The 22,177-nt window shown below is 52.8% G+C and carries 18 protein-coding genes; 7 read left to right on the top strand and 11 right to left on the bottom strand.

The features are described 5' to 3' along the window. Positions 1-35 precede the first annotated feature (35 nt). The gene (locus AC6I8V_RS23595) at positions 36-983 is read left to right on the top strand and encodes a hypothetical protein (RefSeq protein ID WP_497846817.1); all 948 of its coding nucleotides are present in this window, start codon (positions 36-38) and stop codon (positions 981-983) included. Between the two features lie 30 nt (positions 984-1,013). Here the strand turns inward: AC6I8V_RS23595 and AC6I8V_RS23600 are convergent, their stop codons facing one another. The 4 genes from AC6I8V_RS23600 to AC6I8V_RS23615 form a co-directional block, all read right to left on the bottom strand. Beyond that, positions 1,014-4,367, bottom strand: a complete 3,354-nt coding sequence (locus tag AC6I8V_RS23600; protein WP_497846818.1) for an ATP-binding protein — start codon at positions 4,365-4,367, stop codon at positions 1,014-1,016. Continuing rightward, positions 4,324-4,920: a response regulator gene (locus AC6I8V_RS23605; protein ID WP_497846819.1), complete on the bottom strand. Its 597-nt coding sequence runs from the start codon at positions 4,918-4,920 to the stop codon at positions 4,324-4,326. The genes AC6I8V_RS23600 and AC6I8V_RS23605 overlap by 44 nt, the downstream gene beginning before the upstream one ends. Positions 4,921-5,132: 212 nt before the next feature. After that, positions 5,133-5,798, bottom strand: coding sequence for a LuxR C-terminal-related transcriptional regulator (locus tag AC6I8V_RS23610; RefSeq protein ID WP_497846820.1), 666 nt, complete (start codon positions 5,796-5,798; stop codon positions 5,133-5,135). Positions 5,799-5,831: 33 nt separating this feature from the next. Next, the gene (locus tag AC6I8V_RS23615) at positions 5,832-6,524 is read right to left on the bottom strand and encodes a LuxR C-terminal-related transcriptional regulator (RefSeq protein WP_497846821.1); all 693 of its coding nucleotides are present in this window, start codon (positions 6,522-6,524) and stop codon (positions 5,832-5,834) included. Between the two features lie 198 nt (positions 6,525-6,722). Here AC6I8V_RS23615 and AC6I8V_RS23620 point away from each other — a divergent pair, with 198 nt between their 5' ends. The 4 genes from AC6I8V_RS23620 (at position 6,723) to AC6I8V_RS23635 (ending at position 12,624) form a co-directional block, all read left to right on the top strand. Beyond that, on the top strand, positions 6,723-7,460 hold the full coding sequence (locus AC6I8V_RS23620; RefSeq protein ID WP_497846822.1) for a prepilin peptidase: 738 nt from the start codon (positions 6,723-6,725) through the stop codon (positions 7,458-7,460). A gap of 258 nt (positions 7,461-7,718) precedes the next feature. Then, on the top strand, positions 7,719-9,911 hold the full coding sequence (locus AC6I8V_RS23625; RefSeq protein ID WP_497846823.1) for a PKD domain-containing protein: 2,193 nt from the start codon (positions 7,719-7,721) through the stop codon (positions 9,909-9,911). A gap of 182 nt (positions 9,912-10,093) precedes the next feature. After that, positions 10,094-11,539: a hypothetical protein gene (locus tag AC6I8V_RS23630; protein WP_497846824.1), complete on the top strand. Its 1,446-nt coding sequence runs from the start codon at positions 10,094-10,096 to the stop codon at positions 11,537-11,539. 23 nt (positions 11,540-11,562) lie between these two features. Beyond that, positions 11,563-12,624 carry a hypothetical protein gene (locus AC6I8V_RS23635; RefSeq protein WP_497846825.1) on the top strand — a complete coding sequence of 354 codons (1,062 nt, stop codon included), beginning with the start codon at positions 11,563-11,565 and terminating at the stop codon, positions 12,622-12,624. A 67-nt stretch (positions 12,625-12,691) separates the two neighbouring features. Here the strand turns inward: AC6I8V_RS23635 and AC6I8V_RS23640 are convergent, their stop codons facing one another. Next, entirely contained in the window at positions 12,692-13,714 is a 1,023-nt protein-coding gene (locus AC6I8V_RS23640; RefSeq protein WP_497846826.1) for a DoxX family membrane protein, read from the bottom strand. A 338-nt stretch (positions 13,715-14,052) separates the two neighbouring features. Here AC6I8V_RS23640 and AC6I8V_RS23645 point away from each other — a divergent pair, with 338 nt between their 5' ends. After that, the gene (locus tag AC6I8V_RS23645; RefSeq protein WP_497846827.1) at positions 14,053-16,389 is read left to right on the top strand and encodes a M66 family metalloprotease; all 2,337 of its coding nucleotides are present in this window, start codon (positions 14,053-14,055) and stop codon (positions 16,387-16,389) included. A gap of 39 nt (positions 16,390-16,428) precedes the next feature. Here AC6I8V_RS23645 and AC6I8V_RS23650 read toward each other — a convergent pair whose 3' ends face one another. Further along, positions 16,429-16,689 (bottom strand): Rpn/YhgA-type helix-turn-helix domain-containing protein, encoded by a 261-nt coding sequence (locus AC6I8V_RS23650; protein WP_497846828.1) that lies wholly within the window; start codon positions 16,687-16,689, stop codon positions 16,429-16,431. A gap of 19 nt (positions 16,690-16,708) precedes the next feature. Then, positions 16,709-17,617, bottom strand: coding sequence for an Rpn family recombination-promoting nuclease/putative transposase (locus tag AC6I8V_RS23655; RefSeq protein WP_497846829.1), 909 nt, complete (start codon positions 17,615-17,617; stop codon positions 16,709-16,711). 401 nt (positions 17,618-18,018) lie between these two features. Between AC6I8V_RS23655 and AC6I8V_RS23660 the strand changes: the two genes are divergently transcribed. Beyond that, complete coding sequence (locus AC6I8V_RS23660; RefSeq protein WP_497846830.1) at positions 18,019-18,939, top strand: hypothetical protein; 921 nt, start codon at positions 18,019-18,021, stop codon at positions 18,937-18,939. A gap of 27 nt (positions 18,940-18,966) precedes the next feature. On the opposite strand, the gene AC6I8V_RS23665 is transcribed toward AC6I8V_RS23660, so the two are convergent. The 4 genes from AC6I8V_RS23665 to AC6I8V_RS23680 are packed head-to-tail and all read right to left on the bottom strand — an operon-like array spanning position 18,967 to position 22,174. Beyond that, positions 18,967-19,476, bottom strand: a complete 510-nt coding sequence (locus AC6I8V_RS23665) for a hypothetical protein (RefSeq protein ID WP_497846831.1) — start codon at positions 19,474-19,476, stop codon at positions 18,967-18,969. Next, positions 19,451-19,825 (bottom strand): type II secretion system protein, encoded by a 375-nt coding sequence (locus AC6I8V_RS23670; RefSeq protein WP_497846832.1) that lies wholly within the window; start codon positions 19,823-19,825, stop codon positions 19,451-19,453. The genes AC6I8V_RS23665 and AC6I8V_RS23670 overlap by 26 nt, the downstream gene beginning before the upstream one ends. Then, positions 19,812-20,285 (bottom strand): type II secretion system protein, encoded by a 474-nt coding sequence (locus AC6I8V_RS23675; protein WP_497846833.1) that lies wholly within the window; start codon positions 20,283-20,285, stop codon positions 19,812-19,814. The genes AC6I8V_RS23670 and AC6I8V_RS23675 overlap by 14 nt, the downstream gene beginning before the upstream one ends. Beyond that, positions 20,285-22,174: a secretin GspD/PilQ domain-containing protein gene (locus AC6I8V_RS23680; protein ID WP_497846834.1), complete on the bottom strand. Its 1,890-nt coding sequence runs from the start codon at positions 22,172-22,174 to the stop codon at positions 20,285-20,287. The genes AC6I8V_RS23675 and AC6I8V_RS23680 overlap by 1 nt, the downstream gene beginning before the upstream one ends. Positions 22,175-22,177: the final 3 nt, after the last annotated feature.

Below are 22,177 nucleotides of genomic sequence, written 5' to 3' on the forward strand. Positions count from 1 at the left end.
TGCGGAAAAATTGAATGCTTTCAGAGGGGAATAATATGTCAGGTTTATGTATTAACGTCACTACCAGGCTATCTTCTGTCACTGCCAGCAGCACCAGCTATCTGCAACGCGCTTTTACCCATATCAAAAATACCGCTACGGCTATTATTTCAAACAGCATCAAACACGATCATGATCTGCGTGCTGAGAAATCTAAAGATTTCGATGCTGAGATACGTGATACGATTTCCCAGAAAGGAAAATTGCTCAACGCCAATATTGATGGCATGTTAAATGGTGAGGCGACCTCACTAAAGGGCTTAAATCTTTCCGGGATTATGATAAACAATAGCACACTAAAAAATATTCATTTTGACGCCGAGGGTAAAAACAACGTTTCCTCCATCAGGTTAATTAATTCCCTGCTGGATAATGTGGCGTTCATTTGTGATTCGGCAAGGATGCGTTACGAATTCAGATATATTCAGTGTTCAGGGGTTACTATTGAAAAGCTGATTGTGAATAATGTTGGGGCTGAATTTAATGTCAGGCTCAAGAATACCGGCATTAATGAGTTAATCGTCAAAGGAAATATCAATCTCAGCGGTCTGGAGTATGTGGATTATCAAAGTGGAAAAATAAAGTGGGGATGGGGGAATTTTAATGATGAAGATTACATCCGCAGCGCGCTGGTAAATATGTTTAACGCGTTAGATAGTTTGGGAGAGTCGAATAAAAAGTTACGACAGGATCTGTTTAAGCAGATCCTGCAACAGGTTGTGCGCGAACCTATGGTTAAACGGGTGGCTAAAGACTATCTGGATGTCTCCGGGGCCTTTGTGCGCCAGGCAAACCATGTGATCTACAGCGACTCAAAGGAAATTAATAACTATCTTGATGTAATTTTTTCTGAGGGCGTTGCGCAAGGATGGCCTGAGGGTGGGCGTAGCACGGTGGTGAACCAACAACCTCAGGGCAAACCAAGCCTGGAAATTTATATCTGATTGCTGCACCGGCGCGCTACATTGCGCCGTTTATAACGCCCTCAGCGCCGCATCCAGCTGCGCCAGGCTCTCCTGCATCACCGCGGAAAAACGTGCCACCAACGTTGTCATCTCCTCTGGCGCCACCTGTCCGTGCGCCAGCGATTCGGGTAAGGACTCCAGTACCAGACAGGCCCGCAGCGCGGCGGGCATCCCCAGTAAACTCCAGGAGGCTTTTAACCGGTGAGCGATGCGGCTCAGATCGTCCGGGGAGGGCAGTGGCCCGGCAAGCAACGCCAGGTCGGCGCTGATAGCTGCGTGCATCTGCTGCCGCATCCCGGCGATTATCTCTGGCTGCTGGTTGGCGAGCGCGTTAAGCGCGGTGAGATCCGGCGTCTGCCGCGTGGCCGGGTTGTGCTGGGCCAGCGCCTGTTGCAGGCGGCTGGCGGTCAGAGGCTTACGCAGCAGATCGTCCATGCCAGCATGACGCGCCCGTTCTTCTTCGCGGGGCAGCGCATTGGCGGTGCAACCCAGTATCACGGCCGGTGCCGTGACCTTGCCCAGCAGATCCTGGATCAGCAGCGTCTGAACCAGTTCATAGCCATCCATCAGCGGCATCTGGCAGTCGGTGATCAGAATATCCACCGGCTGACTGGCGAGAAACGCCAGCGCTTCTGTGGCGCTGGCACAGCAGCTGGCCTGCATCCCCAGTTTTTCCAGCTGCAAACGCAGCACCGTGAGGTTCGGAGGAAAATCATCGACCACCAGCACATGCTGAGGCGGCAGGGGCGCAGGGGCGGGAGCCTCTTCGACGAGCGTCTCCGGCGCGACCTCCAGCGGCAACCGGACTTCCACCCTGGTACCTTGCCCCGCCTCGCTGGTGATATGCAGCGTGCCAGCCATCAGCGCAACCAGCTGATGGCAAATGGCCAGTCCAAGCCCGCTGCTTTGCGGGGTGGCCTGATCAACCTGGAACCATGCCTGTCCCAGCTGGGCTAACGCATCGGCGGGGATACCAATGCCGCTGTCGTGAATGGTGAGGATTAGCTGGTCATCCGCGTAGCGCGCAGCAAAACTGACGTCACCCTGCTGGGTGTATTTAATCGCGTTGCTCAGCAGGTTAGTAACAATCTGGCTCAGGCGGGTTTTATCGAACAGATAATAGCTTTGCGGCGGGATCGCCAGCTCGCTGTGCCACGTCAGCCCTTTGGCCGCGGCACTGCGGGAAAATACGTCGCTGCTGACACTCAATGCCTGATAAAGATTGTGCGCGGCGATATCCAGCTGCAATTCACCGGCTTCGATACGCGAAAGGTCAAGAATATCGCCAATCAGATCGCGCAACGTGACGGCAGCCTGCCAGGCGATCTCCAGACTCTGGCTTTTATCACGCTCCAGCTCCAGCAGCCCCAGCACCGCATTCAGCGGGGTGCGGATATCGTGGCTCATGCGCGCGAGGAAAGATGATTTTTCCTCGCTGACGCGCTCCGCCTGCGACAACGCATGATTCAGCGCCTGGGTGAGTGCCGCTTTCTCACTGATATCCACCCAGCCGCCGACAATACCGATCGGCCTGCCGCGATTATCGCTGAAGCTGCATAACCACCAAAACAGGGTGGTGGTGTTATCGGCCAGCGTGGTCTCACCGGTGGCGGGCAGGGGCGAGTTCAGCAGGGTGAGCCGACGCGGCAGCGCCAGCTGTCGGGCGATCGCCCCCAGTGGCAGCTGGGGCAGCGGCTGGCTTTCTTCGATGGTGGCGGGCAGGAAGGGCGCATTGCTGAAGGCGGCGTTAAAGCGCGTCAACGTGCCTGCGGGATCGCAGACAAACAGCGGCACCGGCGCGCTGTTCATCAGGGTTTGCCACAGCGTCAGCGCGTTGTACAGCGCGGCGGTATCGCGCTCGCGCTGACGACGCTGCGTCTGCGCCAGACTGAACGCCACCAGCGCCAGTAACACCGCGCAGAGCGCCACAATGCCCAGCGCGATCAGCCACAGATTATTGCCCGACAGGCGCGTGCTTTGCAGTGCCACCAGGCTGGTGATGCGGCTGTTCTCCACCTCCGCCTGGCTGACGGAAGCCAGCACCTGGCGAACGCGTTGCGTGTCGTTGTTATCGACGGCGCTGATATTGAACCACAGCGGCATGTCGGGCAGATCCAGCGGCGCCAGCCGCAGCTGCGTTTCGTTCTGCTGCTTCAGCACATAGTTCAGGCTGAAAATTTCCCCCATCAGCCCGTCGGCTCCTCCGGCGTGCAGCAGCGTCAGTCCCTGCTCCAGCGTATCCACCATCACCAGGTTCTCGGCGGGGAGACGATTTTGCAGCAGCGTCTGCAAAGGGGAATAGCGCAACACCGCGATGCGTTTATCTTTCAGCGTGGCAATAGCGCCGGACAGCGGGGTGTTCTGCGCGCTGACGATGCCCCAGTTGAGGGTATCGAAGGGCACCGCCAGCGGATCGGGCGCGGTTTCGTCGGCAATAATTTGCAGGTTGATTGGCGTGTCGGTGCTTTGCACGGGGGTCTGCAACGCAAAGCTGAGGGTAAACCGGCTGGGCGGGAACATCTCCGTCAGCAGGTTGTACCAGACGCCACGAATTTCACCCAGTTCATTGAGCTGCACCCACGGCGGCGGGGCATCCGGCAAGACCACCTGCAACACAATCTGCGGGGCCAGTTCCGAGTTAGGGGGATAGCGCGCGCTGAACACGCTTCCCGCAGGCAGCAGCCATTTTTTTTCCAGCCGGTCAGCATCGTCCTGATTCAGCGCGGCAATGCGTTGATTCACATCGTCGATCAGGTTATGGCGCGCAGGCAGCGCCCAGGCATAAAAATGCAGCGGCGGCAGATGGGTGACCGGTGCCAGCATTAAGGTGGTTGCCGGGACGTGAGACAGGTATTGATTGAGCAAAAAGGTGGGGGCAATAAATTCTCTGGCCTCACCGCGTATCAGACGCCGGATATTATCGTTCAGATTGATGGCACCCGCCTGATCACCGGCCTGAGATCTGCTGAACGGAATGGCGGGAAAGCGCAGCGTGATCCCGGTGCCGCCCTGGGTTTGCAGGGCGCTCAGGGGGAAAGCCAGCAGCGGATCGCTGCCCACCAGTGCGGGCGCAGGCGGCGCGGCGGCAATCAGCAAATCAATCTGTTTCTCGCTTAGCGCGTTGGCGGCATCCTGCGGGCTATTCATCCGCACCAGCTGCGGTGCCGTTGTACCGGCAAAGACGATGCTGGCCTCATCGGCGAGAATGCCGGCGGTGTTATCCACGCTGATAAACGGCGGTGCCTCGCCAAGCAAGCCAATCCGTAGCGGCGCGGCATGGCTTGTCAGCGCGCACAACCACAGCAGCAGGCAGGTAAACTTAACTGCCCAGCCCCAGGCTTTGCGCACACTGAAAAAGTTCATAATCGTTGGTAGCCCCGAGCTTACGCATGGCACTGCTTTTTTGTGTGCTGATGGTTTGTTTGGTGCGGTTCAGCTGCTCGCCAATCTGGTTGACCGTCATGCCGCGCAGCAGCAACCGCAGCACTTCCATCTCGCGCTGAGTCAGATGGGCTTCGGGTCTGGCTTGTTCCGTATGCTGCTGACGCGGGCGACGTAAGGTTTTGAGCAGCTCGGTTGAGACGCTGTTTTTGCTCAGCACCGCATGGACACCATGACGGCGCAGTGCCGACAGCAATTCCGGGTTGGTGATCATGGTGATCACCACCACCAGGCTTTGCGGGTAGCGGCGCGTCAGGCTCTGAACCATCGCCAGGCCATCGGGGGAATTCACGCCAGGCATACTGAGGTCGGTCACGATAATATCGACAGGTTTTTGCGCCAGCTGCGCCATCAGTTCGTCAGCGTTAGTGGCTTCGTGCACGATCTGGTACAGGTCATGACGTGTTTGCAGCAGGGTGCGCAATCCCAGCAGATAAACCGGGTGATCATCCGCAATCAGGACAGTTTTTTTCATCAAAGCGAACTCTCAAATGGGCCAGCTTCTTAGGTATAGCAGAGAACCACGCCGCTTTTATCGCGGTTAAGCATAAAGATAATAATGCCTGGACGCTGCTCCTGAAACAACTTTTGAATGGAACTGTGCAAATTCGATTTTCTCCCCCCGCTAAGTCAGGTGACGTCGGGAAATGCGCGCGTCGCCCTGTAGGTCGGCCGGAAAAAATCGTTTTAAAACATCTGCGATAGCGCCATCAGGCAATAAAGCTGACAGTCGCTTTTTACGTCCAGTTTTTCCATGGCGTGCATTTTATGGGCGCTGACGGTTTTATTACTGAGCTTCAGGCGGCTGGAAATCACCGGCTGCGATAGGTCCTGATATAAATGCCGTAATACGTCGGTCTCGCGGGGTGATAATGGCTGACCCGTTAGCGAACCGCTTTCACGCAGCAGCAGCGAGTTCATTAATCCGCGCTGGACAAACACCTTATTGTTTAATATCGAGCGCAGCGTGTTTTGCAGGGTTTTTTCACAGCTGTCGCGACCGATATAAGCCATCGCCCCCGCTTCCAGTGCCAGGCGGATCAGCAGGCTGTTTTTATACGGTGAAATCACCACCACTTTTAACGCCGGATAGTGCTGGTTGATCCAGCGGAGCAGCGACACGCCCGGTTTGGCACTGTCCAGGTTCGCCAGCGAGAAGCCGAGGAACAGAATATCCACCGGATTAGCGGCCAGCAGCGCCATCAGTTGCGCAGGGGTGGCAACATCGCCGCGCATGATAAACGCCGGTCGGGCAAAAATATCCCCCACCACCGGCGGCAGCTGGTTAATCATCGACATCAGGCCGCGACGGATCAGGATGTGCTCATCGGCAATAACGATATGTGCGTGCATAGGATTCTCCACAAAGAGATGCCGGTAGGAGAATTAAATCGCAATGTCGAACATCTGGGTTTTCGCCATCAGGCAATAGAGCTGACAGTCGCTTTTCACCCCCAGCTTCTCCATCGCCCGCAGTTTATGCGCACTGACGGTTTTGTTGCTCAGGTTCATCTGTACGGAGATGTCGGTCAGCGACAGCCCTTTACACAGCATACGCAGCACATCAATCTCACGCGGTGACAGTTCCTGGCCAGTCAGCGAATAGTGATCGCGGCGGAACATGGAATCCATCAATTCACGTTCAATATAAACTTCACCGTTCAGAACCGAACTAAGGGTACGCAGCAGCGTTTTTTCACAGGTATCGCGGCTGATATAGCCTTTGGCACCCGCTTCCAGTGCCAGACGAATTAACAGGGTGTTTTTGAACGGCGACATCACCACAATTTTCATCGCCGGATATTTACGGCTAATCCATTTGATCAGCGAGACGCCATCCATGCCGCTGATAGGGTTCTGGCTCTGATGGGTTGAGAGCGAGAAGCCGAGAAACAGAATATCGACCTGGTTATGTGAAAGCAGCGTCATCAGTTCCTGCGGGGAAGCGGTGTCGCCCAGAACGGTGAAATCCGGCTTCTCCAGGCTGTCGTTCGCAGCGGGCGGCATATTGGTGATCATCGACATTACGCCACGACGAATAATGGTATGTTCATCGGCAATAACGATACGTGCTTTCATTTAATTCTCCGGGAAGTGTTAGGGTGATGCGGAAGCGCTCACCTGATGCGGAGAAAGATATCCATTTCATAAAGAGGATTCTTTAGTACGGGTAAGAAAACTAAGTGCGCTGTTCCGGGTGCCTTATGCAGGGGGCCTGTTTCCTGTTACGGGAACGGTTAAAATCATTCAGGGAGCGTCAGCTGAAGGGAGGTTGCAATGCCTGTCGCGTTATTTGCCATTCTGGGTGCGGTGATTGGCAGCTTTTGTAATGTGGTGATTTATCGTCTGCCACGCATGATGCTGGGGGAACCTCTGTCGCTCTCCTGGCCTGGCTCGCACTGCCCGCAGTGTAAGCAGCCGGTTCGGGCCTGGCACAATATACCGTTACTCAGCTGGCTGCTGTTACGCGGTCGCTGTGCGAACTGCCACCATCCTATTTCATGGCGCTACCCGCTGGTGGAAGCGCTGATGGCGCTGCTCTACGCGCTGGTTATCTGGCAGCAGGGCGTCACGCTGCAAAGCCTGTTCGATCTGCTGATGATCTCGCTGCTGGTGCCCTTGTTGTTTATTGATTTGCAGACCCAGCTGCTGCCCGATCGTCTGACGTTGCCTCTGCTGGTGCTGGCGCTGCTGTTTGCGGCCAGCGGCAGGGGGGCTACCGATTTTACCTCCGCTGCCGTTGGGGCGATGCTCGGTTTTGGTCTCCCCTGGTGTCTCTCGCGGCTGTTCCGCTGGTTACGCGGCTATGAGGGCATGGGGATCGGGGATATGAAGCTCTTTGCCGGGCTGGGCGCCTGGCTGGGAATTGAAACGCTGATTACGCTTTTTAGCGTCTCGTCGCTGCTGGCCATCGCCTCGGCACTGATTCTGCTGCGGGTAAAAACCCGCCAGGCTTTCCCCTTTGGTCCCTATCCGATTATCGCCGCGATTGGCTGGGTGTTGATTTATCGCTAGCGGATTAAAAACAGAACGGTGATGTTGTCGGATGTTGCTTATTAACGTGGCGGCCGGGAAAATATATCCCATTCCCGGCGGCGGAATAATATGTTGCCTTTTTATCTGAACCGGTGCCGCATAATATTAATCCATCGACTAATGATGTGCGGTTTCCTGTTTCATCGGTGCTTTATTCCTAATCCGATCGGGAAAATTCTCTCTGAGGCCTTTGATATATTGCGTTCGTTTTAATGAATATACAAATCAGAGGCAATTTTGAAAAAACTAACCCTTTCTTTCCTTGTTGGCGCAGCCCTATTCGCGCAGGGAGCACAGGCGGCTGATCAGCAACGCGCTATCAGCTACTTTACTTCCTGGGGTGCGAATGAGTTCACCGCCGAACACCTTAAACAATCCAAAATGGATACCATCCTGCTGTCATTTGGCCGCTGGGATAGCGCAGGCAATATCTCCACTTCCGATGCGTTATTAAAGTCTGATTATGCCGCTGATTACATGGAGCCGACTTACATTACCTGGACTCAGGCAAAACTCGCCAACCCGCAGATGAAAATGATGCTGGCTTTTGGTGGCGAAACCTTTGAGTACATGTGGTCCGATCTCGCCAGCGAAGCGAGCCGCGAGACCATCGCTCAGGGCCTGGTTAAGCTGCTGAACACCGGCTTCCCGGTGTACAAAAAGAACATGCAGCCGGGTGAAATGGTGGGTGACTGTCTGGCGCAGGCACATGACGGCTCTGGCCGCTGTGATATGAGCAAATACCAGAAAGCGGGCACCATCTATCTGGACGGCATCGACTTCGATTACGAAAAACAGGCGCGTTTGTCCCCGGAAGAGAACGATCATCTGCTGAAACTGGCTCAGCGCGTTAAGGCGCTGCTCGGGGCCAACAGCCATAAAATCCTCAGCCTGACCACTTATCATGTGGGTGCGGATCCCGTCAGCTGCATGGAAACCGTCACCGCAGATTGTTCCTTTACAGGCGGCTCGATTCATCACGGCGAAGTGCTGAACCTGTTGCAGCAGAGCAAAGGTCTGTTCGACTTTTACAATGTGATGGCATACGACGCAGGTAAAGATTTTAAATATGACGTAGCGATGCGCAACTATGCCAACGCTGTCGGCGATAAATCTAAAATCATCCTCGGCCAGACCATTAACGACCAATGGGGACCGAATGGCCGTTGGGTAGAGAGCCGCGCGAATAACATCGCCCGTGCAGAATGGCAGGCAGCGAACAACTATGGTGGTTTCTTCGTCTGGACGCTGGGTACCAATAACCAGCAACTGAGCACCACTGATCAGGTGGCATATGTCGCTGAGATGAAAGACGCCGCCAATCGCGGTAACGCAGGCACCGAAAACCGCGCACCGACCGCGCACGCCAGCTATCCGGCGATGGTTATCGGGGCGTCTGATTACGTGGAGCTGGATGGTTCCGCTTCTTCCGACCCGGAAGGCAGCGCATTGACCTACAAATGGCAGCAGCTGTCAGGCCCGGCGGTGACGCTGAACAACAGCGATCAGGTGAAAGCCTCTTTCGCGCTGAACAGCCCGGCTCAGGATCAGAATCTGAGCTTCCGACTGACAGTAAACGACGGTGAGAAGGATTCTGCACCGTTTGACTTCACCATCCAGCATAAAGCGGAGCAAGCTGTGCCGAATCAGCCACCGGTAGCCGTGGTTAACGCCCCGAAAGAAGTGATCGCCGGTCATGTAGACCTGAACGGTGAAGGTTCATACGACGCCGAAGGCGCAACGCTGAGCTACAGCTGGAAGCAGACGGCAGGTACGCCGGTCACGCTGCTCGACGCCAACAAAGCGCGCGCTTACTTTACGCTGAATAAAACCAGCGTTGATGATGTGTTGCAGTTCAGCCTGACCGTGAATGACGGTGAGCTGGATTCCGCACCGGCTGCGGTCAGCATCAAACATAAAGCGCAGAATGACGAGGTGGTGAACCAGCCACCGGTGGCGTCCATCACCGCTTCGCCGAAAGAGCTGAAAGAAGGTCGTGTTACCCTTGATGGTTCTGCCTCTTCCGATCCGGAAGGTGCCAAACTGACCTACAAGTGGCAGCAGATCGCCGGTACGCCGGTGCAGCTGAACAACGCGAACAGCGTTCAGGCGAGCTTTGATTTGGGTAAAACCAGCGAGCCGGAAATCCTGCAGTTCCAGCTGATCGTTAATGACGGCAAACTGGATTCCGCACCGAGCATTGTGATCATCCTGCACCATGCCACCAGTGAGCAGCCGGGTCAGCCGGGTCAGCATGACGCATGGAAACTGGGCAAAGTGTATGCCGCCGGTGATAAAGTCCTGAGCCGCGATGGCAACGTTTATGAATGTCGTGGTGACCACGGTCGTAACGGCTGGTGTGGCGTAGCAAGTGCCTACGAACCTGGCATGGGCTGGGCATGGCAGGAAGCCTGGACCATTGCTAAGTAAACGATAATCGTTTTTAACACAACCCCGAAAGCCGGTTTTCTGGCGAGTAGGGGTTTTTTGTTTGCAGAGAAATCACAAATTAATATCCTGACTTTGTAAATTAATGGCGAAATCGTGCGTGGTGTCTATAAATAAGTATCGCGAAAAGGAGTGTTTTATTCATACAGAATGAGGGACTATTTATGCCGATTGGTTTTAACGCTGCCAGAAATGCGCAGTCTTATAATACGATTAAGCGATCGGGAAGCCGACAGCGGATTGATAATCAAATCAACCTGGCTGCAACTATTCGTTCGGTTAAGAATCAAAATCATTGTTTTGTATTTTCCGCAAAAAATGGCAAAGCAACCTGCGGTTTAAAATTAAATATCAATAAACCTTACGGATATCTGGCTGCGGCCCTTGTTATCTCTCATCTCTCAATTGTTGCCAGCGGTCAGGTGATTGCGGGAACGAATCTGGCGCGTCAGCAGAATTCTCCTGATATATCAGGGGCGCATCATGGGTTTGTCGCATCGGTAAACAGCGAGAACCTGCCTGTTTTCAGCGATGCAGCGCATGATCGCAATTATTCAATTCTTAAATATGAAACCCTGAAACTGTGCGTAAGCAAGATTGCTAATCATATTGAGGCAATTGAGAAACTTATTCCTGCACAAATGTTTGAATCGGCGCATTGCAACAAGTTATTTGATGATATTCGGGTGTTAAATGATAAGTTACAGACGAATTTGAAAACTTACGATCCAGAAACCTGCCTGAAGCGTTGCCAGGACACGGTGAAAAAAATTGGTGACAATCTGGCGGCGCTGGACAGAAAGTTTGAAGAAATTAACCAGGTAGAAGCCATTCTGAGGCAAGCTCATGTCGCATCCGATCGTGGAAAAGTCTGGGACGAACTTGCGGAAGAACGGGAAACGGTATCCCTGGCTAAAGAAACAAACATATTAATACGTAATGAATGTGAAGAATTAAAAGGAAAGGCACAATATGAAACCCTGAAACTGTGCGTAAGCAAGATTGCTAATCATATTGAGGCAATTGAGAAACTTATTCCTGCACAAATGTTTGAATCGGCGCATTGCAACAAGTTATTTGATGATATTCGGGTGTTAAATGATAAGTTACAGACGAATTTGAAAACTTACGATCCAGAAACCTGCCTGAAGCGTTGCCAGGACACGGTGAAAAAAATTGGTGACAATCTGGCGGCGCTGGACAGAAAGTTTGAAGAAATTAACCAGGTAGAAGCCATTCTGAGGCAAGCTCATGTCGCATCCGATCGTGGAAAAGTCTGGGACGAACTTGCGGAAGAACGGGAAACGGTATCCCTGGCTAAAGAAACAAACATATTAATACGTAATGAATGTGAAGAATTAAAAGGAAAGGCACAGGTTGAACTTGCCACTATCCCCAATGTAAAGCAGCAGTTCACTGAGGGATGTCAGAGTGTCATTGCCGATGGCGCCCCGGTGTTCCCGCCAACGCCTGCGCATGGATCTTATAGCGAACTGAAGAGCTATCTGACTGATTTGAGGAAGCAGAAGGGGCAGATGGAGGTACAGATGGTGGAGATTTATAATCAACTGCTTGCTGAACCTGTAATAACTGGCAATCCAAACCGCTAATGTAAAAGATGCATGGAGGCCTTATGCCACATTGTGGAGGCGTTGCATATCGGGAAAATCAGCGTTTTCAGTCATTAGTCCCCGGTTTAAAAATAAACGCGTCTGAGGGGAGTACGCACAAATCATTTCCCCATATTGGTGTGGTGATCAATACCTGCGATATGATGTTATCAATGAGTAAAAATTCACCAGCGCACCGTAAACTTAATTTCAGACTGACCTATTTTGCGGACTACGCCATGCTGGCCTTAATTCTTTCAGCGGTTGTCCCCGTTGCAGATGCAACCGAAGATAAGGTTCCCTTAGATGTGAATAATCTGGCAAGTGCGACGCCGGACATCAAACCAGCGGATGACGTGATAGTAAGGCATAATTATTCACTGGTCAGAGAAAGAAGAGATTCTGCGCAGGACAGAATAAGAATGAATGCGCAACTTGATAATATGAAGAGATGCAAAGAAAAGGCGCAAAAATATATTGATATTGTTCGCGATGTCAAACCTTCGCAAGGATATGAAAGTCCGCGTTGTGAATCGATGTTTAAAAACAACCGGCTGGTTAACGTACATCAGAATATTAATTTGCAATCCTACGGCGATCAAACCTGTCTGCGGGAATGTGACGAGACAATGACCAGGGTTGACATAAATATTGCCATTTTGGATAGCAGGCTGACTGATGTTAACCAGATGCGGACGGATCTGGATGAGGCGCATATAGCCGACGATGACAATATAATCAGAGACCAGATTCGGGAATATCTCCGCGAGATTGATGTTGCCAGAACAGCTAATCTGCTGCTGCGTACGGAGTGTCTCAATCTGAAAGATAAGGCGGGATTAATTCGTGCTGGCGCTCCGGTTCGGCAACGTAATTTCAGAAATGAATGTAATGCCGTCTTCACCGGGGGCAATATGGACTTTCCGGGTTTTAATGATAATCCGGCTGATAAATCCTATTTCAAAATTCTGAGCTATTTGAATGAATTAGTGGCATTCCGGGAGCGTATCGAAGTACTGATGGTGGAACTTTATAATCGCATTGATGCCACGGGATTAAAAGCCCGCCATCCGACCCTGTCCTGATATTTAAAGTCAGGGTCGGCAGACGGGAAGTGACGCAATAAATCGCGTCGCTTCCGTCAGCTGATGTTTAAAACAAATTCGGATGCAGCTGATAATGCAGCACGTAGTAACTGGCATACGCAAATAGCGTCAGGAAGACCAGTGAGGCGACGAATGCGATGGTGCTCACCAGCGCAGACGAGAATGGCAGCGTCCGGCGCGGCGTGAAGAGCACGGCAATCAGCGGAATAATAAACAGGAAGTGGCCAACAAAGTCGATCAGGCCGAACGGGATAAACGCGGCAACCACAAAGAAGGTCATCAGCCCGATGGCGGCGTAACCGGCCAGCTTGCCGGTTAAGATGTGCCATGCGCAGCAGAACTCAATAAAACCACAGGCACGAACAAAGAAATCCCAGTCCATTCCCATCGCCAGGTAAGCATGATCTTTGAGCAGTTGGAAGAACAAGTCGGGCTGCATGAATTTTTCAATCGCGCCCCATAAAAAGGAGTAGCACAACACCAGCCGCACCAGCTCAATCTCCCGGCCACTCTCTCCTTTCGGGCGTATGCTCTGCATAATCAGATAACAGGCGGTACCGATAAACACCAGGTAATCCAGCATATGGAAGGTGCCGTAGAGCTGCACCGCATAGCTATACAGGAACAGGATACCTAAACCCGCGATAAAGCTGGTACGGCGGTGGAATGCCGTTAACCCAATGATAATATGGATATAACGCAACGCGGGATTATCCGTTACCAGCTCAGGCGTCAGCATGATATAGGGAAAGCTTGCCGACAGGCCGAGGAAAAACAGGCTGGTACCATATCGCATGATATCCGGCACAAGGCTTTGCAGCGCTGACAGCGAGTTTTGCCATTCGGGCCGATCGACAGGAGAAAGCCACTCGCGATCGAGCCAGGATGTCACATAAATGACGATGATCGACAACGCCGACAGCCACCATATTTGAGGTTCTCTGGCGATGGCGAATAGCGATTCGGGTTCTTTGGTGGTATCAAACTGCACAAACCATTTCACATGGGCATAAGCATAAAAAGGGACGGTGAGGAGTAGGATTACGGCTGCGAGCAAGCGGTTTTTCATGGTACTTACCTTTACGCAACGTAGGGGTGGATCTTAATTATAGGTGTTGTGTAGTTTTGTGTAATTTATTGTCAAGTAAATGTAAGCGAAACGTTTAATAACGGTTTATTAACGACGCGCCTCCCGCTAAATAAGCGTAATGCGAGTAATTCTTAGCATCATAATTATTTTATTCATTATGAATAAAATCATTTCTTACTCATTTTTTCCTGATATTTATCAGGGAAAAGTCGTCGGATAAAACTCCAATTTCCCGGATAACTGCGTAATTTCTAATAACTTAAGAGGATTCTTAGTGTTACGTTCTGTATGCCTTCAATTAAAATGGATTTTTTTAAATGAGATTTTCTTTTTTATTTGCTGCCATCACGGCGGCGCTTTCACCCGCGGTTATTCCACTCCATGCTGTCGCTGCCAGCCCGGTTTTCCTTAATGAAACCACTCTGAAAAATGATGTGGTGGGAACATTAAGTGGCAGCGTTAAATTTGCTCAAACCCACACGATCGATGCCAAAGATAACAGCGGTCAGGAGATGCCAAGGCTAACCAGCACGCGCGATACGCTGGTGATGTTTATCCCGCAGAAGCCTACCGGGCTAGCCGCAGTGACGCTGGAAGCGTTCGATCGCAACCATAAACTTCTCGGCCGCCTGACGATGAATACTCCGCAGCGGCTGCCGCGCGCAGACCGTCCGGCAGGCAGCGCCCTGCCTGATGTGGTGTATAGCGATAAGGCCTGGAGCCAGATCCTGCCAGCGGACTGGGTGCAGCCGGGCTTAACCCTGACATTTTCGTCGGGAACGGGAGAGCCGCTCAGCGGGACATTAAGCGATATTGATATCGGTGGTGAAACCCAGGTGGTTGTCCAGAATATCCGCATCGGTATGCTCACGCCGCCGGGACCGCTGGCGAATAACCCTTTTGAGCAGTCGTCACAGCAGATGGCGGAAGATTATTTCCAGAAAATCCCGGTATCCGAGTTGATCGTCGGTAATTATGCGCCAGTTGAATTAAAAGAAGTGGTGCTCTCGAATGGCGTGAAATACACCTCGCGTAGCGAAGATACCGGAGACGGCTTCAATGGTGATATGCGAGAGAATATTGGTAAGGGCCTGATTGCTATGGGTATTGATAATGCCAACTTTGGTATTAACGATTCCGGTGGCGCGACGCAGTGGCAGCCCGCCTTTTTTCATCAGGTCGCGGTTCATCAGTTGTGGGGGCTTTATCGCAACGGTCGGGTCCAGCATGGCTGGAGCGGCGGCAACGGCATGGCAACGCTGGCGGAAACCCACGGCAATGAGTTCAGCCATGAACTGGGGCACGGCTACGGCATGGGCCATTATCCGGGCGGCGGTAAATGGTCGATCCATAATCAGCAGTCTGGCTGGGGCTGGGACAGCATTAAAAACCGTTTTATCGCCAACTTCTTTTGGGATCGAGGCGGTGATGCCGCCGCAGAAGAAGCGAACGATGACCATGTGACGCCACCGTTTCTCGGCACCTATCAGTTTAACCGCGATACCATGGGCGGTGGCGTCGCCAGTTCGCCGCTTTCGCGCTATACGCTGCATACCGGTTATAGCCAGAAGCGTATCCAGCAATATCTGGAAAACGAAGCGGTGATCACCCCGGAGGGTTATCTGAAATGGGACGAAAGCCAGCGCAAAATGGTGGAAATCATCGGGGATGGGCGTCGTATTCCAACCGGATTTGGTGTGCCGGTGGTTACGCTGGTGGGCTTCTATGATCCGCAAGGCAAGATGGAGAGTTATATCTATCCGGCACTGCATGGCAGCCAGGGGTTCACGTATGCACCGCTGGAGGTCACCCCCGCGCAATGTCAGGCCGACGTCACGCTGCGTGATGGCAATGTGATGACTTATCCGCTGAGTGGGGTCCGGCTGGAGCAGGGACATATGAACAGGTTCCATATCAACGTACCTGCCAGCCAGCATCCTGAGTCGCTGCGTATCACCTGTCCGCAGCAGGATATGGATGCGTCTTACCTTACCTGGAAGCAGCAAAAACTGGGGGTGGAGACGTTCTATAACTGGGACACCAATAAGAATCAGGCGGTAGGGTCAATCTATTACTATCCACTCTTCAAGCGCTATTTCCGGCTGATGAGCAAGCCCTATGGCTACTTCCCGCTTACCCCAACCGATAACGCCTACTGGACCTATCTGACCGACGAAAATGCGCTGCGGTCCGAGTATGAGAGCCAGCTTACGGCTAACGAGAGCGGCAAGGCCTGGCTGCGGGCGGAACGCAGCATCGACGCGGCCAGCGAAGCACCAAGGCCGCCGGGGCGGGTGGGTCATCTGATGCCGTTTGAAAACGAGCAGATGATTCATGATCAGAACTTTGTCGATGCTGCGCGGCTCAGTATCCGTTCGATGGAAAAGGCAGATTCGGTCACCTTTATCGCCACCATCCATCCTGCGGTGGTGCAGGGTGGTACGCCGGGCTTCAGCTGGACGCTGCCAGACAACGCCACCGGCGTTCTGTCCACTTCGTCCATCCAGGCTTTCTCCATACGCAAGCTGGCGCTGCCGCAACGGCTGAAGGTGAAGGTGCTGGTGGCGGCGGGTAAGGCATCGCGTGAGCTGGAGCAGGAGATGGTGATCCCGGCGGCCATCGGCGGATCCAGTGGGGGTCTGAAGGGGCGTTAACCGATTAATGGCCGCCGTAGTGGCGGCCATTACGGCGGCTTATCGGGTGAAGGATGGGGCGGGATCAACGTCGGGTTGCCTTAATTCCGCTTCGCTGAACCCGGTCAGCTTTATGATGCGGTTAAGATCAAAATGCTCAGCCAGCATTTTGCGTGCAACGTCCAGTCTTGCCTTGTGGAAGCCTTCTTGAAAGCCTTCCTGAAATCCTTCTTGAAATCCTTCTTGAAATCCTTCTTGAAATCCGTCCTGAAATCCTTCCTGAAATCCTTCTTCCCACCATTGTTGTGCAATTGTCATCATACGTTCCCTGTGATGAAGCTTATGTTTTTAACTCGTTACGTAGTTGATTTAACTGATTTTCTGTCAGGCCAGTCATTCTTATGATCGCTGCAACATCTGCCTTCTCGGCGAGCATCATACGTGCAAAATTAAGATGCGCTTCGAGCAGTCCTTGCTGGATTCCTTGTTGTATTCCTTCCTGAAGCCACTGTTGTGCAATCGTCATAATCTGCTCCTTGAGTTGCGGTCTGTTCTGCGTCAATGCGCGAATTAACCTGTCCGGTGTCACGGTTTCTCCGGTCTGAAACATATAGTTGCTGAGGCAAATCAGCTGATCGTCTGAATTGTTTCCCATCAACACGAGCGTGGCAAGCTGATCGAGGAGTTCTGCCAGGTCGCGCACGCGAATATGTTTCTGTACCAGCTCCAGCATCGCCATATTCCGATGGGTCATTATCTCTTCATCGGGGATTATCGTGACATCCACCAGCGGGAAGTGACCACAATAAATCTGCTCAGCCAGCAGCGGATTGCCAAATGATTGTAGCCAGTTCATTGAGTAAGGGTAGGGACTTATCCTGCCGTGATAGAACAGGATGGGGATCACCAGCGGTAATTCGTTATGGCCTTCATCCAGATGACGCTGCATCGCTGCAATTGCGTAACGCATTAATCTGAAGGTCATATGTTTATCGGGGGAGCTTTGGTGTTCAATCAGACTGTAGACATACCCGTCACCGCTGTCCGTTTCCAGCGAGTAGAGGATATCGGAATAAAATGTGCTCAGGTCTTCCTCGATAAAACTCCCTGAAACCAGTTGCAGAGTATCCAGATTGCAGTGTTGCCGTAATGGCGCGGGCAGATGGATTTCCAGAAAATCTCTGGCGGTAGGGGGATGGGTGAGAAATTTCCTGAAAACCGCATCATGCGGTGTGGGTGTCGCACTCATAAACGCTATCCCTGTCAGTGCCATGAAGAAGCGCGGACGTTAGCACAGGTGCTATTTCCCGCAAATATAAGCAGCAGCAATGTCAGAGGAATTTAATGACATATTGAGGTTGTCATCATGGCATTGCCATAATCAGGTTTATCTCAGCAAATACTGGCAGCATGAATATTCAACTCTTGTGCTATTTATGAGAGAAAGCGTTTTTCACTCTCCGGTCCGGCAGGCGGATTTAGAATCAACACCAATGGGCCACAGATGATAAAGGGTAGTACCAGGGAAAACCGGGCGTTCGCAGCACAACCATGTATGACAAGCCGGGAAGGGCCGTTTTTGGTCGCAGTATTAAGGTCGTCGTGCTCAACGGCTACATGTGTTTTGCTTTATTTAATCTGGAGCAGTAAATGACTATAATTACCAATAATCCATCCAGTACCTGTCATTTGATCATCGAGGGTACAAAAACGTTACTTTCTTTCTTACTTAAAAACGTCAAAGCCGTTTTTAACTCGGAAAAAACCATCACCACAAATCATGTCAAAAATGATCTGCCTCAGAAAGAAGAAAACGTATGCGATGCACAGGCGATAACGAATGATCCTGAGATCAATGCACTTCTGTCCCGGCCACTTCCGGCATGTTCAACGGGACCTGTATCGGATGAGCATCTATATGGGAAAAAGAGTGACTTCACAGGTGAAATGAAATCCAGTGTGAAAAAATTGCACGATAAACTTTCCACTTACCAGTCAAAACTGCGCATCAGCGCTTATAACAATCCGGGGCTAGGACTTCTCTCCACTAAAGAAATAGATTTCCAGAGAACGCAGAATGCGATTCTTAACCTACTCGGCTATCTTATGAAGAAAAATGGGGGGATAACCAGTTCAGAGTTGGAAGAAGTACGCAACGGAATTCGTCATCTCCTGGTATCTAAGGTTGTACTCACTGAGCAGGATAAAGAAAGTATTACTCAGCTAACGACTGACTTAACCCAAAGTGTTAAAAAATACTCTGAATTATTTTCGCCTTCAGTAATAACCGAAAAAGTCATTAATACAACATCGAAGACGGTTACTGACAGAAGTGCCGACTATATTTCGATTGAAGACATGCAGGCCATAAGCAAGCATATTCTGGCGTCGCAAACCTCTTATGACGCAGGTTATGAATCTTCTGGCGAAACCCGGGAAAACTCAGACGTCATGTACGCTGAGCTGGATTTACCCCTCGCTCAGTCGGCGGTGGACAGCAGCGTTTCTCAGCCTCAGCCTGAAAAGTTATATGCGTTATATGCCAGCATTACCCGGATAAGCGTCTGTTGATCTCTGAGAGAAAAAACCTGTGACAGTTTATCTGTCACAGGCTGAGGGCAACGGGGCTGCCAGATCGCTTCTCACCACAAACTTCCAGTCCTGATACTGCTTCGCCTGGGCGAAGTCCGTCGCATCCGCCGCGAAACCGGTTTTGCGCAGCGGGACACCCGTACCTTGCGTTGTCACGCCCAGCCAGCGACCATCAGGATCGTACAACATGCCCCAATCCGCTTTTTGCGTCAGCGGGTCCAGGTAGTGCTGGCGCAGATGATGGACCGGTTTGCCTCCCCGGCGATCTTCCAGGAGTTGCTCGAAGCGAGTTGGATAACAGCCCTGGCCGCTGGCGCGATAGGAGGCAATCGCGGCGCGAATCTGCTCCCCGCGAAACAGCAGCTCAGCTTCCTGCTGCTGGCGGTGGCGGGTTGTCACCTCATCGGTGCTTTTCAGCAGCGATAGCGCCAGTATCGATAAGCCAATCAACAGCAGCAGGTAGCTAAATCCCCCCTGCTGCTGACGTACCTCATTCATCGCTGGCCTGATCTTCATGCGGCTGATCCTGCTTGTGGAGCGATGGCGAATTGACATCCAGCACCTGGCCGGCGTCATCGGTGATCGTTTCCCAGTTATCACGGCTATTGGCAATGGGGTCGAGCGGCAGCTGGCGCAGATACCCGGCTTCCACCAGCTCCTCCAGGCTAAACGGCCCCGTCACCCGGTCGCGGCGGAAGCTATCAATCGCGCTGCGCAGCGTATTCAAATTGTGCTCCAGCACCACCTCTTTGGAGCGGTCGATTTGCTGGAAAAACCGCGGCGCGACCAGCGTCATCAGGGTGGCGATAATCGCCATCACCACCAGCAGCTCAATCAGCGTAAAGCCTTTCTCACCATTGCGCATAGGGCACCCCGTTCAGACCGGTGGCTCCACTGGTGGAGCTGATATCAAACACATCTTTCCCCCCGGTGAATTCGCCCGGAGGCTGATCAAAGGCGCGCAGACGCCAGGTTTCTTCATCCTTACGACCGTCGCATTCGCACATCGGGTCACGCGGGATGCGGCGCAGGAAGTAGATCTTGCCGCCATTGGGCGACTGTTTGTCCATCACCCCTTCCACCAGGCTGTTCAGCGACGGCGGATAACCCGAAGCGTCGCTTTTTTTCTCGATGCGATCCTCAACGGTGGCCTGTTTGTAGCTGTCAATGGCGGTGCGGATCTGGCGCAGTGCGTCCCGTAACGCGTCTTCCTGACGTTGCTGATGATAATGCTGCACCAGTGGGGTCGCGGCGGCGGCCAGCGTCCCCATCAGGGCGAGGGTTACCATCATCTCAATCAGGGTAAACCCACGTTGTCGCTGCATCACTCATCCTCAGCATCTGCCTGCTGGCTTCTGACCACCGGCGGCGGTAAGCCGTTGGACGCGCGGGAAGGGAACTGCGCAGGCGGTGCCAGACGCGGTGCGTCGAAGTTCGGCGTCACGTTCTCTGATGCCGGACCACGCAATTGCAGACTCTCTCCGGTCAGCTCGTCAGTTCCCATATCAATGGTGCTGACGTGGCTGCCTGGCAGATCGAGGTTGCGTTCGATGGTCGGGGTGATCAGCAGGATAACCTCGGTACGCTTTTGCGTGTTCTCTTTGCTCTTAAACAGACGGCCCACCCCAGGGATATTGCTCAGGTAGGGCACGCCGCTATCGGAGTCGGTGTCGTCCTGTTTGATCAGGCCTGCCAGCATCTGGGTTTCGCCGTTATTGCTGCTCAGCACGGTATTGGCTTCACGGCTGTTGGTGCTGTAGTAAATCGCGCCATCTTTACCGCTCTGAGGCGTGCCGAGGCTGCTCAGGGTGAACTTCACATCCATCGAGATGTTGTCGTCCATACTGATATCCGGCGTCACTTCCAGCTTCATACCCACATCCTGGTACTCCACTTTCTGCGACAGGAAGCCATCGGAACTGGCGTTGCTGGTCAGCACCGGGATTTTCTGGCCGATATCAACCAGTGCTTTTTTGTTGTTTTTCACACGGATACGCGGATTTGCCAGCACTTTGGCGTGGCTCAGCAGCTTTTTCATATCCAGCGACATCCCATCCACCGTCACCAGCAGATTGCTGGCGTTCAGCGCGCTGATCGGGATACCCGAGCTGGCAGCCTTCGCGTCCGACATCTTACCGAACGATACGCCGATGTTCTGCGGCAGGTTCAGACCGAGTTTCTGCACGTCATCGGAGTTCACTTCCAGCACTTCCACCGCCAGCGTGACTTCGGCTTCCGGGCGATCGAGCGTCACCAGCAGACGTTCCGCCTTATCCACGCTCTCCTCGGAACCACGGATGGTGACGGAGTTGGTGCGTTCATCAACGTGCACGTCTTTCAGTTTCACCATATTGCGCAGCGCAACGTTCACCTCTTTGGCTTTGGCATAGGCGAGGAAAATGGTTTTCACCATCACATCACGATAGACCTTCTCTTTCTGCGCCGTGGCCGGATAGATCAGCAGCGTATTGGCGCTCAGCGCCTTTTTACGCAGATTGTTCGACATCAGCAGCACGTCGATCGCATCTTCTGCCGTGGTGTCTCTGGCCACCATGCTGGCGGTGGCGCTGGTGGAGACATCCTTGTCAAAAATGATGTTGATACCGGTCATCTGGCTGATGCTGTTAAAAATCGCCACCAGGTTATGCTGGCGGTAATTCAGGGAGATCGGCTTTTGCAGCTCACGGCTCAGACGCTTGGCTGGCTGATTCATGGTGGAGATCTCACGCAGCAGATGGTCGCGCAGCGCACGGGCCTGCGGCCAGTTCGGATCTTCTTCCAGCACCTGCTTCACTTTACGCAGCGCCAGCTCAGGATCTTTGGAGCTTTGCTTTACCGCGTCGCGATAGGTTTTATCCACCGCGCGCCAGGCGTTGATCTTGCTCAGGCCCTGCTGGGCGCGCAGGTTGCCTGGCTGATACAGCAGCGCGCTTTGCCAGTATTCCGCCGCCTGCTCGTAATTGTTTTTACGCACGGCGATTTCAGCCTGTCTGATATAGCTATTCACCAGCTGATTCGTCAGCTCCGACTGCTCTGCCCGCAGCGAGATATCGTTCGGGCGGCTGACGCGTTCACGATCGATTTCCAGCAGGCGCGCGGACATGCTTTCCGGTGATTTAGTGTTCACCACTTCCGCATTGGTTGAGGTGTTGTGTTGCGCACAGCCGGTCAGCAGTGCGGTTAAGATAGCGAGTGTCAGTGTTGCTTTTTTCATGAT

Source organism: Pantoea sp. X-Soil-TKNS-1207 (assembly GCF_059730485.1).

Bases quoted from the DNA above. Each gene is read 5' to 3' on its own strand.
- AC6I8V_RS23605 (WP_497846819.1), bottom strand. From the start codon at position 4,920: ATGAAAAAAACTGTCCTGATTGCGGATGATCACCCGGTTTATCTGCTG.
- AC6I8V_RS23660 (WP_497846830.1), top strand. From the start codon at position 18,019: ATGACTATAATTACCAATAATCCATCCAGTACCTGTCATTTGATCATC.
- AC6I8V_RS23610 (WP_497846820.1), bottom strand. From the start codon at position 5,798: ATGCACGCACATATCGTTATTGCCGATGAGCACATCCTGATCCGTCGC.
- AC6I8V_RS23650 (WP_497846828.1), bottom strand. From the start codon at position 16,689: ATGATGACAATTGCACAACAATGGTGGGAAGAAGGATTTCAGGAAGGA.
- AC6I8V_RS23600 (WP_497846818.1), bottom strand. From the start codon at position 4,367: ATGAACTTTTTCAGTGTGCGCAAAGCCTGGGGCTGGGCAGTTAAGTTT.
- AC6I8V_RS23680 (WP_497846834.1), bottom strand. From the start codon at position 22,174: ATGAAAAAAGCAACACTGACACTCGCTATCTTAACCGCACTGCTGACC.
- AC6I8V_RS23635 (WP_497846825.1), top strand. From the start codon at position 11,563: ATGCCACATTGTGGAGGCGTTGCATATCGGGAAAATCAGCGTTTTCAG.
- AC6I8V_RS23615 (WP_497846821.1), bottom strand. From the start codon at position 6,524: ATGAAAGCACGTATCGTTATTGCCGATGAACATACCATTATTCGTCGT.
- AC6I8V_RS23630 (WP_497846824.1), top strand. From the start codon at position 10,094: ATGCCGATTGGTTTTAACGCTGCCAGAAATGCGCAGTCTTATAATACG.
- AC6I8V_RS23640 (WP_497846826.1), bottom strand. From the start codon at position 13,714: ATGAAAAACCGCTTGCTCGCAGCCGTAATCCTACTCCTCACCGTCCCT.
- AC6I8V_RS23645 (WP_497846827.1), top strand. From the start codon at position 14,053: ATGAGATTTTCTTTTTTATTTGCTGCCATCACGGCGGCGCTTTCACCC.
- AC6I8V_RS23655 (WP_497846829.1), bottom strand. From the start codon at position 17,617: ATGAGTGCGACACCCACACCGCATGATGCGGTTTTCAGGAAATTTCTC.
- AC6I8V_RS23675 (WP_497846833.1), bottom strand. From the start codon at position 20,285: ATGCAGCGACAACGTGGGTTTACCCTGATTGAGATGATGGTAACCCTC.
- AC6I8V_RS23665 (WP_497846831.1), bottom strand. From the start codon at position 19,476: ATGAAGATCAGGCCAGCGATGAATGAGGTACGTCAGCAGCAGGGGGGA.
- AC6I8V_RS23620 (WP_497846822.1), top strand. From the start codon at position 6,723: ATGCCTGTCGCGTTATTTGCCATTCTGGGTGCGGTGATTGGCAGCTTT.
- AC6I8V_RS23670 (WP_497846832.1), bottom strand. From the start codon at position 19,825: ATGCGCAATGGTGAGAAAGGCTTTACGCTGATTGAGCTGCTGGTGGTG.
- AC6I8V_RS23595 (WP_497846817.1), top strand. From the start codon at position 36: ATGTCAGGTTTATGTATTAACGTCACTACCAGGCTATCTTCTGTCACT.